At 58.0% G+C, this 14,647-nt stretch carries 11 protein-coding genes; 8 read left to right on the forward strand and 3 right to left on the reverse strand.

Going from position 1 to position 14,647, the window contains the following annotated elements:
- Window positions 1-109: 109 nt before the first annotated feature.
- Window positions 110-2,884: an insulinase family protein gene (locus J9893_RS09870; RefSeq protein ID WP_202040819.1), complete on the forward strand. Its 2,775-nt coding sequence runs from the start codon at window positions 110-112 to the stop codon at window positions 2,882-2,884.
- A gap of 284 nt (window positions 2,885-3,168) precedes the next feature.
- Here the strand turns inward: J9893_RS09870 and J9893_RS09875 are convergent, their stop codons facing one another.
- Both J9893_RS09875 and J9893_RS09880 read right to left on the reverse strand, forming a co-directional pair.
- Window positions 3,169-3,816, reverse strand: a complete 648-nt coding sequence (locus J9893_RS09875) for a thiopurine S-methyltransferase (protein ID WP_039039037.1) — start codon at window positions 3,814-3,816, stop codon at window positions 3,169-3,171.
- Between the two features lie 110 nt (window positions 3,817-3,926).
- Window positions 3,927-5,297, reverse strand: coding sequence for a leucine-rich repeat-containing protein kinase family protein (locus J9893_RS09880; protein ID WP_143237461.1), 1,371 nt, complete (start codon window positions 5,295-5,297; stop codon window positions 3,927-3,929).
- A 260-nt stretch (window positions 5,298-5,557) separates the two neighbouring features.
- On the opposite strand from J9893_RS09880, the gene J9893_RS09885 reads away from it, so the two are divergent.
- The 5 genes from J9893_RS09885 to J9893_RS09905 all read left to right on the forward strand — a co-directional run bounded on the left by J9893_RS09885 (window position 5,558) and on the right by J9893_RS09905 (window position 9,279).
- Window positions 5,558-6,088 carry a MarR family transcriptional regulator gene (locus J9893_RS09885; RefSeq protein WP_143237460.1) on the forward strand — a complete coding sequence of 177 codons (531 nt, stop codon included), beginning with the start codon at window positions 5,558-5,560 and terminating at the stop codon, window positions 6,086-6,088.
- Complete coding sequence (locus tag J9893_RS09890; protein ID WP_143237459.1) at window positions 6,085-6,867, forward strand: HEAT repeat domain-containing protein; 783 nt, start codon at window positions 6,085-6,087, stop codon at window positions 6,865-6,867. Before J9893_RS09885 ends, J9893_RS09890 begins: the two co-directional genes overlap by 4 nt.
- Window positions 6,864-7,235, forward strand: a complete 372-nt coding sequence (locus J9893_RS09895) for a DUF6616 family protein (protein ID WP_143237458.1) — start codon at window positions 6,864-6,866, stop codon at window positions 7,233-7,235. Before J9893_RS09890 ends, J9893_RS09895 begins: the two co-directional genes overlap by 4 nt.
- A 401-nt stretch (window positions 7,236-7,636) precedes the next feature.
- Window positions 7,637-8,401, forward strand: coding sequence for an SDR family oxidoreductase (locus J9893_RS09900; RefSeq protein WP_143237457.1), 765 nt, complete (start codon window positions 7,637-7,639; stop codon window positions 8,399-8,401).
- 50 nt (window positions 8,402-8,451) lie between these two features.
- On the forward strand, window positions 8,452-9,279 hold the full coding sequence (locus tag J9893_RS09905; RefSeq protein ID WP_143237456.1) for a methylated-DNA--[protein]-cysteine S-methyltransferase: 828 nt from the start codon (window positions 8,452-8,454) through the stop codon (window positions 9,277-9,279).
- 194 nt (window positions 9,280-9,473) lie between these two features.
- Here J9893_RS09905 and J9893_RS09910 read toward each other — a convergent pair whose 3' ends face one another.
- Entirely contained in the window at window positions 9,474-12,425 is a 2,952-nt protein-coding gene (locus J9893_RS09910) for a KAP family NTPase (protein WP_202040816.1), read from the reverse strand.
- Between the two features lie 931 nt (window positions 12,426-13,356).
- On the opposite strand from J9893_RS09910, the gene sul2 reads away from it, so the two are divergent.
- Window positions 13,357-14,172 (forward strand): sulfonamide-resistant dihydropteroate synthase Sul2, encoded by an 816-nt coding sequence (sul2, locus tag J9893_RS09915; protein WP_001043260.1) that lies wholly within the window; start codon window positions 13,357-13,359, stop codon window positions 14,170-14,172.
- 86 nt (window positions 14,173-14,258) lie between these two features.
- The gene (locus J9893_RS09920; RefSeq protein WP_000251875.1) at window positions 14,259-14,561 is read left to right on the forward strand and encodes a phosphoglucosamine mutase; all 303 of its coding nucleotides are present in this window, start codon (window positions 14,259-14,261) and stop codon (window positions 14,559-14,561) included.
- Window positions 14,562-14,647: the final 86 nt, after the last annotated feature.

The raw sequence follows: 14,647 nt of genomic DNA on the forward strand, positions 1-14,647 counted from the left end.
TGCCGGGGGAAACAATTGCGCCACCTCTCAGAAAAGGGTTTGCCTCGCAAGATAGCGGGGTCGATAATCATGTTTAAATTCAAATAAATTCACCGCGAGCCCCTCCCCAATGAGCCCATATGCCAGTCCCAATGACCATCGGCGGTATCACTATCTGGAGCTGGCAAACCGGCTCAGGGTCTTGCTGATCTGTGATCCCGAGACCGACAAATCCGCCGCCTCCCTGGCGGTGAATACCGGCCACTTCGACGATCCTGCGGATCGCCAGGGCATGGCCCATTTCCTCGAGCATATGCTGTTTCTCGGTACCCGCACCTACCCCAAACCCGGTGAATACCAGCAATTCATGAGCCGCCACGGGGGCAGCAACAACGCCTGGACCGGCACCGAGTTCACCAACTTCTTCTTCGACATCGACAACGGCTTCTTCGAGGCGGGGCTCGACCGGTTCTCCCAGTTCTTCATCTGCCCCACCTTTGCACCGGAGTGGGTCGACAAGGAGCGCAACGCGGTGGACTCCGAGTACCGCCTCAAGCTGCAGGACGATGTGCGCCGCGGCTACCAGGTGCACAAGGAGACGGTCAATCCGGACCACCCCTTCTCCAAATTCTCGGTGGGCAACCTCGACACCCTGGCGGATCTCCCCGGCCGAGATCTGCGCTCGGACCTCATTGCGTTCTACGAAACCCACTACAGTGCGGATCGCATGGCGCTGGTCATGCTTTCACCGGCACCCATCGAGACCCAGCTAGCCTGGTGTGATCGCTTCTTTGGAGCCATTCCGGATCGCCACCTCGGGCCTCCGGTACTGAGCCATCCTCTCTACCGGCTCGATGATCTCGGCATTCGCATCCTGCTGACCCCGGTCAAGGAGACCCGCAAGCTGGCGCTGACCTTCCCGCTGCCGTGCGTGGATGAGTATTACGACAAAAAACCCCTCACCTTCCTGAGCCACCTCATCGGCTATGAGGGGGAAGGCAGCCTGCTCTCTCTGCTCAAGGGGCGAGGCTGGGTCAATCAGCTCGCCGCCGGCGGCGGCATCAGCGGCGCCAACTTCAAGGACTTTGGCGTGAGCTTTGGCCTCACCCCCCTTGGGCTTGAGCATGTGGACGAGATCATCGCCGCCCTGTTTGGCTACCTGAAGCTCATCGAGCGGGGCGGGGTGCAGGCCTGGCGCTATGAGGAGAAGCGCAGCGTGCTGGAGTCCGCCTTCCGCTTCCAGGAGCGGGGCCGGGCCCTCGACACCGTCTCCGGCCTCGTGCTCAACCTGTTCAGCTACGGGCCGGACGATCTGCTCTACGGCGATTACATGATGCGCGAGTTCGATGAGCCGCTGATCCGGCGCTTCCTCGCCAAGCTGACCCCCCACAATCTGCGAGTGACCATCCAGGCCCCGGAAGTGAGCACGGATCGCCTCGCCCGCTGGTACCAGACCCCCTACAGCGTCCAGAGCATCAGCGAGGCCGAGAAGATCCGCTGGCAGCAGAGTGAACCGGATCCCGCCCTGCACCTGCCGGCGCCCAACCCCTTCATCAGCACCCGCCTCGACGCCCGTCTGCCGGCGCTGCCCGCCGACATACCGTCCTGCCTCATCGACAGGCCCGGTTTCCGGCTCTGGCACCTGCACGAGCATCAGTTCAGCGTGCCCAAGGGCAGCCTTTATATCTCCGTCGACAGCGAACATGCGGTCAAGAGCCCGCGTCACATCGCCATGGCGCGTCTGGCCGTGGAACTGCTCACGGATCACCTCAACGCCCTCACCTACCCGGCGGAGCTCGCGGGTCTTGGCTACCAGATTTATGCCCATCAGGGGGGCTTTACCATCAACCTCAGCGGCTTTGCCGACAAGCAACCGCTGCTGCTCGACATGATCCTCGGCAACCGCACCCTGGGGTATCCGGATCCGGCCCGCTTTAGCGAGATCAAGGAGCAGCTTATCCGCAACTGGGAGAACCAGGCCAAGACCCGCCCCATCTCCCAGCTGTTCAACCAGCTCACCAGTTTGCTGCAACCCAACAACCCGCCCTTCGAGCAGCTGTTGCGCCACCTGCGCGCCGTCGAACTCGGGGAGATGCCCGGCTTCGTCTCCGAGCTCTTTGCCAGGGTGCATCTGGAGGCCCTGGTACATGGAGACTGGACGGCCGCCGAGGCCCTCGAACTCGCGGCCCTGCTGGAGCGCCACCTCGGTGCCAACAGCCAGCCCAGCGCCGAGACCCGCCGCCCCCTCATCTCCATCCAGGACAGAGGCACCCTCATTCGCGAGCAGGGGTGCGATCACGAGGACTCGGCGCTGCTGGTCTACTACCAGTCGCGCACCACCCGGGCGCGGGATCTCGCCTGCTTCACCCTGGCCAACCACATCATGTCATCCACCTTCTTCCACGAGCTGCGCACCCGCCAGCAGCTCGGTTACGTGGTGGGAGCCGGCAACCTGCCCCTCAACCGCCATCCCGGTCTCATCTTCTATATCCAGTCGCCGGTAGCGGGACCGCAGATCCTGCTGGATGCGGTGGAGGAGTTCATCGATCTCTTCCCGCTCGCCATGCTGGAGTTCACCGAGCAGCAGTGGCAGGAGAGCAAGGCGGGGTTGCAGGCCCAGCTCAGCGAGCGGGATGCCAACCTGCGCAGCCGCGGCCAGCGGCTCTGGGTCAGCATCGGCAACAAGGATCTGGGTTTTGATCAGCGCGAACGGGTACGCGAGGAGGTGGGCAGGCTCAGCCGTGCCGATCTGGTGCGCTTCATCACCCAGCTGAGATCCCGTACCTCGGATCGCCTCATCCTCTGCAGCTATGGCCTGGGCCACGAGCACGACGAGCGGATCACCGGCCAGTTTGTCGACGATCCCAGGGCGTTTCGGCTCAACGCCGCCACCTTCGAAGGCTGACCTCCCCTGTTGGCAACGCGCAGGCAATAAAAAGCCGACCCCGTGGGGTCGGCTGGAAAAACCATAATCAATTGCGACCAGAGCCGCCAAAAGTGAACATGAGCGTGAAAATCAGACACTGGGTTGATGTTCGACCGGCGTTCAAACCAGAGCTCATCGGTCGGCACCAGCAGTGATTGAGAAACAGCCTCATCTTAGGCATTTCCCTGATTTTCCACGTTGATCTATGTCAAAGGAGGTAAAACAAGCGCCACTTCCATCCTTGGCATCGGCCTCGCGCCCTCTCAGCCCCGGCGGATCAGCCGGTAAGCCACCTCGTCGAAATAGGAGAGCTGCCCCGAGAGCACCCTGGGGTGATCCAGCTCAGCCCCCCGGCCCAGCACCTCGACACCAAAGTCGCGCTCAAACAGGGTGCGCACCTCCATCTCCCCCACCGAGAACGGCGGCTGTTGCTGCTGCTCGGGCTGATACTCGAGGGTCACCAGCAACACCTGCCCCCCCGCCTCCACCAGGCGGCTCATCAGGGCGGCATACTGGCGGCGCATGGCGCCCGGCAAGGCGATAAGGGCCGCCCTGTCATAGACCAGGCGATAACGCTGACCAAGCTCCGGAGCGGCGAAGAAGTCCCCCTGATAGATGCGCAGATCCTCGTGCCGGTGGCACTGATAGGGACCCACCTCGCTTCTCTCTGCACTCAGGTTGTTCTCGTCAAAAAACTGGGTAATGGCGAGCTCGGAGAGCTCGAAGCCATCCACCGGATGCCCCTGCTCACGCAGCCAGAGCATGTCCCGGGATTTACCGCAAAGGGGCACCAGCACGGGGTCGCTCCCTTGCTGGGCCGACCACCAGGATTGCAGCCAGCGGTTGAAATCTGCCTGATGAAAGCCAATCCGGTTCTCTTTCCACTTCTGGTGCCAAAATGCCGCTTCCATCATCTTCCTCTCGTCATCTGCAATGGTGCATCACTATCACAACTTCACCGAAGTGGCGCAAGCCCCATGATCCCGCCCCTGTGCAAGAGAAGGCCCACGATGGGCAGGCCTCAGGCCACGACCCCAGGCAGGCTTGTCGCCATCGCTGCCAGCCGGGTCAGGATCTGCGCGAAGGTGGGTCGCCGGGAAGGCACCTCAAAGCCGCACTCCCCGGCCAGTCGATGAAGGGGGTCGAGGTCGGCGTCCCCCCCATCACAGCGCGCCAGCAGCTCGGCCAGCAGGCAACCAAAGGCCCGCACTTCCAGGCGCTCCAGCCGCCCGGCCAGCACCTCATCGGCGCGGTCGTAACAGGAGGCGGCACCAAAGTCCCCGAGCAGCACCCGGCCCGGCGCCTCCTGCGACGAGTGAGGCATCGCGGGCTGCAAGGAGTACAGCAGGTTGTGTGCGTAGAGATCGCCGTGGAGGATGCCCCGCTCGTGCAGGTGCCGGGCGGCCGCAGCCACCCCTTGCACCATGGCCATCACCTGGGCCGGGGTGAAGTTCAGATCCACCCCATAGACATCCCGGGTGCAGGAGTCCAGGCTCGGGGGGCCCGCCAGGGTGGCGAAGGCCGGGTCTATCAGGGGCATCACCAGTGCCGGGATGCCGGAGGGATGATCGCTCACTCTCCCCATCACACCGACCAGGTTTGGATGACGACCGGCGGCCAGGGATGCAGTCATCTCGCTCAGGGGCAAGCCATCGCTGGTGACGGCCCCCTTGAAGAGCTTGACCGCCACCGCCCCGGGCCCTTCAGCCCTCGCCCACTCGGCGCGATAGATGACGCCGGATGCTCCCTCCCCGAGCACATCCCCCAGTGAGATCGCCTGCCAGGGGATCTCGGTAGTGAACTCCGATGTGCCGTTCAGACACGCCTGTTCATCACAGAAAGGGTTGCCCGCAAAGGCCAGCCAGGACAGACGCGGCATCGAGGGCAGCCAGCTCGGAAGCGCTGGCAGGCGGTTGGCGGCGATGCGCAAAAGCTCCAAACGGTGGCAACCGGCAAGCGTCTCGGGAAGCTCATGTAGCCGGTTGCCAGAGAGCATCAGCTTTTGCAGATCAATGCAGCGCCCCAATTCTCCGGGCAGTGTCTCTATCTCGTTGTCGGTCAGGATCAGCCAGCGCAATCTGGCGGGCAGGGAGGCGGCCGGGACGGTCGCGATGCGGTTGGCCTTGAAGCCCACCATGGTGAGCGCAGGGCAGCGCCCCAGCACCTCTGGCAGTTCGGTGAAGTTGTTCTCGGAGCAGAAGAGGATGCGCAGCTTCTTGCATTCGGCCAGCTCGTCAGGCAACTCGCTCAGCTGGTTGCCGGTGAGATCCAGCACCTCCAGGGTCTCCTTGAGGCTCAGGATCTCGGGAGGGAACACCGCGAGGTTTTCAGCAAGTTTGAGGTGGCGGGCGCCGCAGAGCTCGCCTGCGCGAAGCTGTTCCAGGGTATGCATGGGATCGTCTCTATCAACATTCGGGCTTGCGGTGGCTCACTGCGGGCACTCCCCCCCAGACCACAAAGGAGGGGCATTATAGGGAATGACGGCCAAAAATGGCCGATTTTCTTGCAACGCCTGCTCTTGCAAAGGCCCCCCATCGCCACACTCCCGCTCTCCGTTGCCATGGACCATTCCGGTCGCACGCTTGGGTGGTTGATCATTTGGTTGGCGCCATATAGTATGGCGCCATACAAAGACATTCGAGACTCACCATCATGATCACGCTGGAACAGAAACACCTCGCCCTGCTCGAGGATGCAGAGCGCCGCGGACACGCGGACACCCAAAACATGCGCGTCTGCTTTGAGGTGTTGACCCTCGCCGCTGCCATCGATCAGGCGTGCGCGGCGCGCCTGGCTCCCCACCGCCTCTCCGAAGGCAAGTTCGTGCTGCTGTTTTTGCTGCGCGACCTGCCAGCAGGGTTGGCTCCCCACGAGCTTGCCGACAAGGCGGGGGTCACACGGGCCACCATCACCGGCCTGCTCGACGGGCTGCAACGGGACGGCCTGTTGGCTCGCCACAGCGACAGCCAGGACAGGCGAAAGATCTCGGTGCGCCTGACAGAGCAGGGCCAGGCCTTGGCGCAGCACCTGCTCGATGAGCACAGCCAGTGGATAGGCTCCCTGTTTGCCGGGTTCGATCAGGCAGAGCGAGAGACCCTGAGTGCCCTGCTCAAGCGGGCCTGGCTCAATGTCATCTCATCCCGGGCAGGCTGCACAGAGGCCGCCACAGAGGAGCACCCATGACACGCAGCCGCATCACGGATATCACCCCCTCACGCCTCGCCCAGCTCAACCGGGGAGAGGCTGAGGCAAGCAACCTGACCGAATGCCTGGCGGTGGATTTTGCCGCCCTGATGCAGTGCACCCGGCCTTCGCTCGGGCCCCAGGCGCTGGCGTCGATGCACGCCGCATCCGGGGAGGGCATTACCCGGCGCATGGCACTGGCCGCCAGGCTGCTCCTGACCGAGAACGGCACGAGGGATCTTGCGGCGCTCAGCCGTCATCCCTCCGATACCGTGCGGGGCTGGGCCTGTTTCATGGTGGGCGCGAGCGAGGGGCTGTCGCTCAGCGACCGCCTGGCCCTCATTCGCCCCCTCGCCGATGACCCGCACTTTGGGGTGCGCGAGTGGGCCTGGCTCGCAATGCGAACGACCATTGCTGCGCAGCTCGAGGTGGCCATTGCCGCCCTGGTACCCTGGACGGCGGAGCCGTCCGAGCGGCTGCGACGCTTTGCCAGCGAAGCGACCCGGCCCCGCGGCGTCTGGTGTACCCATCTTGCGTCCCTGCGACAAGCGCCGGAGCAGGCCCTGATGCTGCTCGAGCCCCTCAAGGCCGATCCCGCCCTCTATGTGCAGGACTCCGTCGCCAACTGGCTGAACGATGCGAGCAAAGACAGGCCACAGTGGGTCACTGACCTCTGCGCGCGCTGGTCTCACGAAAGCCCCAGCCCCGCGACAACCCGGATTTGTCAACGCGCCTTGCGCACCTTGCGCAAGGGCCAACTCCCGAAGGAACCCCTATGACCCACTATCTGGCAGAGCTCTACACCCCCACTCCCGCCTGGCTGGCACTGAGCCAGACGGCCCGTCAGCAGTTCTTCGAGGCCATTGGTACAGGCATGGCCAACCTCGCCGCCCTCGGGGTGGAGCCCATCGCCCTGGGCGAGACCGATGCTGCCCCCCTCCATGGTGCGCCCCACCCCTTCTTCGCCATCTGGCGCGGGCCGGATGCCGCAGCCATCGATGCCCTCGTCCAGGGGATAGCCGCATCGGGCTGGCACGACTACTTCGAGACGGTCAACGCCACCGGCGCCGGGGTCTCCCTGGGCGAGCACCTTGCACAGTTGGCCGCCCTGCCCTGCGCCGCCACATCCAGCCCCGCCCTGGCCTGATAACCCCTAAAAGAGTGTTATCCCACCAGGCTTTGCGTCAGTGCCGCCGACACCGGTGGCACTGTTTTCCATGCCCTGCCCTTGCAAACCCAGGTCACCACCACCTGGGAAAGCGGCGCCACAGCCCCGCTCCCTTCCCACTTCCTTCCACTCCCTTCAATAAACGCTGATATCTCCCGATACCGTGATGGGCCATCGCCGATGGCACAAGTGAGCAAGATCCGGGTCGTCGTGACAAAGGTTCGCCGCCATATTGCTTTCAAACCAAAAGTGCTTTCGGCCCCCAAGGGGTTGAACCAAAGGAGGTTTGAACCAGGAGGGGGTTGAACCCATCCACTTGTCTGCCAACCCTGCATGAGCGTCACCACCCGGCGCCATGCACATCACGCGAGGGAACTGCCATGTCATTACTGTCCAACAAGGTCGCCATCATCACCGGTGCCAGCTCCGGCATCGGCCGCGCCAGCGCCATCCTGTTTGCCCGGGAAGGGGCCAGCGTCGTTGTCGGCGCCCGCCGCCAGCCTGAGCTGGATCTGCTGGTGGAGGAGATCAGGGAATTCGGGGGCCAGGCGGTGAGCCTGGCGGGGGATGTGAAAAGCGAAACCTATGCCCGCGCCCTGGTGGATCTCGCGCTGACCCGTTTTGGCGGACTCGATATCGCCTTCAACAACGCCGGCAGCACGGGGACACCGGGCAGCGTGCCGGGGCTTGAACTGGCGCAGTGGCAAGAGACCCTGGATACCAACCTCACCAGCGCCTTTGTGGGGGCCAAGTACCAGATCCCCGCCATGCAGGCGCGCGGGGGTGGCTCCCTTATTTTTACCTCCACCTTCGTTGGCCATACCCTGGGACTGCCCGGCATGGCGGCCTATGCTGCGAGCAAAGCAGGCCTCATCGGCCTGACCCAGGTGCTGGCCGCCGAATATGGGGCACAAGGGGTGCGGGTCAACGCCCTGCTGCCGGGGGGCACCGACACCCCCATGGGGCGGGCCTTTACCGATACACCGGAGAGTCTCGCCTTTGTGCAGCATATGCATGCCCTCAAACGGCTGGCCCAACCGGAGGAGATCGCACGCTCGGCCCTCTATCTCGCGTCCGATGCCTCCAGCTTTACCACCGGCATTGCCCTGCTGGCCGATGGTGGGGTATCTATTTGTCGCACATGACCTTGTCGCCCCAAGATCCTGCGACCGCAACCTTATCGTGAGAGCGCCTTATGTCTGATTACGCCCGCATCGCCGATGCCATCCGTTTTATCGCAAGCCAGGTGGCGCGCCAGCCCACCCTGGACGAGATAGCGGCGCACGTTCACTTAAGCCCCTTTCACTTCCAGCGGCTCTTCAGCCGCTGGGCCGGGGTGACGCCCAAACGCTACTTGCAGGTGCTGACCCTGGAGCGGGCCAAGGCGCTGCTGCAGGAGTCGCGCCCGCTGCTGGAGGTGGCCGACACCCTGGGCCTGAGCAGCGGCTCGCGGCTCTATGATCACTTCGTGCAGCTCGAAGCGGTGACGCCGGGGGAGTACAAGCAGCGCGGGGCCGGTCTGGTTATCGATCACGGGGTGCACGACACCCCCTTCGGCCAGGCGTTCGTCGCCCTGACCCCGCGGGGGGTGTGCAACTTCTCGTTTCTCGATGACCAGGCCCCACAAACGCCGCTGAGTGCCCTCGCCAAGCGTTGGCCTGAGGCAGAACTGCGAGAAGCACCATCACGCACCCAGGGGGTCATCCACACCATGTTCGATGGCAGCAAGGCGCCGGATCGCCCCCTCTCCTTGCACGTGAGCGGCACCAACTTTCAGATCAGCGTCTGGCGGGCGCTGCTGCAGATCCCGCCCGCTAAAGTGGTGAGCTACGCCCAGGTGGCAAGCGCCGTCGGCAACCCCAAGGCCGCACGCGCCGTAGGGCTGGCGGTGGGCGCCAACCCCGTCGCCTTGATGATCCCCTGCCACCGGGTTATCCAGCAAAACGGCAAGCTCGGCGGCTATCACTGGGGCGAGACCCGCAAACAGGCGATACACGCCTGGGAAGCGGCAAGGTATGAATGAGGTGGGACCTTTCTTCTCTGCCTGAAAGGGGAAAACAGAGCTGTTGGTTGTGCGGCCGCGGACTATCAGGCCCGCCGAACGAGCATGCAGCGATTTAAAGCAGGGACATCAGATGATGTCGAGACGCAGATCGCCCCTTAATTTTTCAAATAGAAATTGGTTCAACCCCAGACTGAGCTGTACCAAGTACTAAGTCACGACACAGAACATTCATCAGCCAGTTCATCGAGCACTGCGAATACTCCATCGAGATCATCACGATAGAAGGCTGTGTAATTCGATGTAAAAACACATCGCTCAGTAGTGTTCAGTTTAAGCCCTCGAATTAGCTTGTGGTATTTAATCCAGTATTTCCCCATTGCTATTTTATCCAAACCACCTGAAAGTGCTTCTCTGGTTGCAATGTAGCCATCATTGCCCCGACCAGAAAAGAATGAACTGCTTAGATTTGACAAACAGTGATCAAGGAAGAAGAATATATTCTTTTCATCGACCTCGGGATTGAAGCAAACATCAAAAATATAGTTGTTCATCACCTGTGCGATCCCATGATTATCACTGCTTCCAGTCTCATCATAATATCCACAACCGACACCTGAGCCATTAGGGGGGTTGGTATTACTAAATTGATAGATGACGAACACATTAACTATATTACGCGCAATAGCGACTCTTCGAGCTAGTGAATTACCTTCTGCTACAATGGGGTCTTGTGATGCATCTCCGACACACTTCATGAAAGCAGTACCAAGAAATTCATTGACAGCCACATCATTGACATCTGCTAAAAAGTTACGTTGTGAATCGATATAAGTTTTCTTGAAGATAGCGAATATTCTCTGTGAGAGCCTCCTCATTTCTAGCAGAGCAAGGTCTCGGACTGATCCTGAAGTGGGAGCACTCTTATCTTGATGCACAATAAGCGCTCTCTGCAAATTATATAGTTGCCCACCACGATCAGCAGAACACTCGAGCCTGAATATCATGAGATCATACCAACCAAGAACGCCACGTTCAGAGTTTATAAGATTATCCAGTATACTATTACCTTGATAGCTATTTTCACCAAATAACCACCACGCTATCTCTACTATTTTTTCATCACTATTTGATATTTGCCGTCCAGATTCTCTCCTCCATCCAACGCGATCTAATAATCGTAACAAAGAGTAAATAGCTCGCTGACGCAACCCCTGATCATTATTATCGAATGATGAATAACGTGGTATATGTTCAATGAGTGTATCTATGGCATCCTCTGCCTGCTTATTTGTAAGCTCATGAGATTGGTTGACCAACACACGCCAAAATTGATCATGAGAATATTCTCCACGCTCCAAATCAAACTCTGACAGCATTAATATTGAAGCAATCGGCTCTCCCTCTTTAACCTGAGACACTGCATTTTGGTACAGAATAAACGTTTGTTGTGGCTCTGGCGTTGCAAATCGAACAATAAGCTTGAGATATGCCTCTAAATTTCTAAATCTGCCGCTATTAAAACACGCTCTAGATCGACGTTCCGCCTCATCAAAATGACTATCGAAGCCTTTATCCAGAATGCTTTTATCAAATAACTGAGATAACAAGAACCAAGCTGGCGCCGGTACTTCATTCTCCAATGCAGAAAACGTCTCGGAATTTTTGAACTCTGTATCCCCATATTTTTTCTGTAGTGAAAAGGAACCGCTTAGTCCTTCTGTTTCTTCTGCATAGATACGTCTAAACAGTCCAGGGTAATTCAAATGCAATAGCATCAGGTTGATAAGATCCCGCTTGTGAAAGTCTGTTCTACCCAAGTCAGTTTTCTCTATCTGCATCAATAGCATCGCATTGACAAATCGTTTTAGTTTTCGCAAATTTCCAACTAACGGTTGATAATTAGCCGACAAGTTACTCCCTAAAATATCCGCCAATTCGTTGAGGACGACACCTAGTTTTATCATTGTGTCAGAGGGCACCAAACCAAGCTGGTTCTCATCACGCGCCCAATCACGCCGCAAAAATTCACAAAGACTGGAGCTATCCACAAATAGGCTTAGCTTTACTGTTACAAATTTTTCCAAAAACTCGCGTGCTCTTTCCCCTTCGTCATTGTTTCCCGTAAGTAATTCAGTATCATAGCAAAGAACATATGTTGCCTGAGACAGCTTGAATGTCCTCCTCGTTGCGAATAGAACATTGTTTACCGTTTTCGCGTCCAGACGGTCTAGATCATCAATTACGATAATTACACGTCGATCGATACGGCGCAAAACATCATCAATATCATCGAGAAGTTCATCGATCGTTTCCTGAGAAGGCTCTAGCGAAAGCTTGAATCCCAAGAATGAAACGTCCGCTTTTCCTTTGATGAGGCGGGAATATCTCGAAGCTGCTGGCTTAAATTCTGGCGCAAATACCTTTTCTTGAATAACAGCAGATAGATCGCGAATTAGACGGTCAGCAAGGTCAGGTTCAGTTGCATAACGTAGTGGCTCGAATCTACAAACAAGCACCTTGTCAGCAGCATCTTCCCAATAACGCTCAACCAGATTGACAAAACTCGTTTTACCTACGCCCCATGGGCCATCAACACCAAAAATAAGACCAGGATGGGAGCCACTTGCAAGAACAGTTTCTGCAAACGACTTAGCCTGAACTTCGCTTTCTAGGAGATCGTCCTTTCTATCATAAATTTCCTCATCAGCGATGAAATAGAGCTGGGAAGTCTGTTTTTTAGAACGAGTTCTACATTGCAAAATTGGTGATAGAAAAATAACACAGAAAAAAAGGAGAATAACCGGAGCCCAATGTGGATCAGCGGATTTGAACACTGTATGTACCTTTGCAAGCCAAGGTGAAGCTAATTTATTTGACCAAACACCAATAACTACACCTGCAAGTAAATCAATACGATAGCTCCGAACTATACGCATAGCTGCACAGTGAGCATTTCGCTTGACAGCGTAAAGCAGACAAATACCTAAACCAGCCATTACTCCCATCGCCTTTAGGCATAGAGGAACATCAACAATTTGCTGTGCGAAGCTAGTTCCCAAGAGAAAAAAGATATGTGCGACTTCAGCTCCAACAAAGCCAATAAAGAGCATCCTCGCGAAAACTAATAACTCGGGCATCTTCATCGCTGAAGGTTTACTCGCCATCGACTTCTCCTTTCGATGTTACTTGCAGTGTTAGGAAATCTACTTTACCACGCAAACGATATGAAAATGAAAAGACACTACTCGGGAGTCTTTCTTATTGTTGGGTGTTGGAGCCAACTGGTTGGAGGCTATGACCCCTCCCCGCTTTGCCCCGTAGCCAAATCAGATCGGGGTGATGGAGGTGATATGGGCCGATCCATCCAGGGATTGGAAGATTTGCACCACAGCTTCCCCGTGGATCGGGTTGGGCAGCGGCACCGTGGTTTTGCATTTGAAACGGTAACTGGTACGCCTGCTATCACTTGGGGGGATTTTGAAGGAGTGTTTGATGCTGGACACAGTGGCACTTACCTTTCTGGGCATAACACTCGTGGATGGCCTTCAGAGGCTATACAGCAAAGCCTTTCCCCTGCCCGGAGAAACCACAGCCTGCCGCCTTGTGTGGACGCGATGGATGATGCTCTTCCGATCGACTCCGGAACTCACCACGACAACGTTGGCAACAGAGTCCTCACCCCCTTCGCCAGGAGCAAAATTTTCTCGCAAACGATTGGAAAAAGAAAAGGCGCCTCAAGGGCGCCTTTTTGACAGTTTTGCGTGATCGCAGGGAGAGGCGTTAGCCGCTTATTCCCACTCTATTGTAAACAAGACATTTTTATCTTTTATATTCAATGGCTTATTTTCCTGCTAATTGGTAATACCATGAAAAATACCATGCTCAGAAAAGGCTTAACAATATTTTGAAAAATTGCCTACTGAGCGCTGCCGCACAGCTCCATAGGCCGCTTTCCTGGCTTTGCTTCCAGATGTATGCTATTCTGCTCCTGCAGCTAATGGATCACCGCAAACAGGTTACTCGCCTGGGGATTCCCTTTCGACCCGAGCATCCGTATGAGACTCATGCTCGATTATTATTATTATAGAAGCCCCCATGAATAAATCGCTCATCATTTTCGGCATCGTCAACATAACCTCGGACAGTTTCTCCGATGGAGGCCGGTATCTGGCGCCAGACGCAGCCATTGCGCAGGCGCGTAAGCTGATGGCCGAGGGGGCAGATGTGATCGACCTCGGTCCGGCATCCAGCAATCCCGACGCCGCGCCTGTTTCGTCCGACACAGAAATCGCGCGTATCGCGCCGGTGCTGGACGCGCTCAAGGCAGATGGCATTCCCGTCTCGCTCGACAGTTATCAACCCGCGACGCAAGCCTATGCCTTGTCGCGTGGTGTGGCCTATCTCAATGATATTCGCGGTTTTCCAGACGCTGCGTTCTATCCGCAATTGGCGAAATCATCTGCCAAACTCGTCGTTATGCATTCGGTGCAAGACGGGCAGGCAGATCGGCGCGAGGCACCCGCTGGCGACATCATGGATCACATTGCGGCGTTCTTTGACGCGCGCATCGCGGCGCTGACGGGTGCCGGTATCAAACGCAACCGCCTTGTCCTTGATCCCGGCATGGGGTTTTTTCTGGGGGCTGCTCCCGAAACCTCGCTCTCGGTGCTGGCGCGGTTCGATGAATTGCGGCTGCGCTTCGATTTGCCGGTGCTTCTGTCTGTTTCGCGCAAATCCTTTCTGCGCGCGCTCACAGGCCGTGGTCCGGGGGATGTCGGGGCCGCGACACTCGCTGCAGAGCTTGCCGCCGCCGCAGGTGGAGCTGACTTCATCCGCACACACGAGCCGCGCCCCTTGCGCGACGGGCTGGCGGTATTGGCGGCGCTGAAAGAAACCGCAAGAATTCGTTAACTGCACATTCGGGATATTTCTCTATATTCGCGGTTCAGCAGGCATGTCCCCTTTGAGGGCGACCCGACGACAGGATAATCGACCTTATGGTGCGCAAATATTTCGGCACAGACGGTATTCGTGGCAAAGCCAACGAAGGCGCGATGACGGCGGAAACCGCCTTGCGCGTCGGCATGGCGGCTGGCCGTGTCTTTCGTCGCGGTGACCACCGCCATCGTGTCGTGATCGGCAAGGATACGCGCCTGTCGGGCTATATGCTTGAACCCGCGCTCACAGCCGGTTTCACCTCGATGGGCATGGACGTATTCCTTTTTGGCCCGCTGCCGACAACGTATAGGAAGAATAAACGCCCTTTTCACCCAAGTCCAACAGCTTTGGACCGCAGTTGACTCTTTCGACACCCCTGCGATGCAACCCAATCCGGCTGACGGGGAGCCAGCAACGCTGAAAATTTACCCTCCTCTTTCCCACTAGC

The sequence above is a fragment of the Aeromonas sp. MaB10011B genome, assembly GCF_017939325.1.
Classification (GTDB): Bacteria; Pseudomonadota; Gammaproteobacteria; order Enterobacterales; family Aeromonadaceae; genus Aeromonas; species Aeromonas caviae.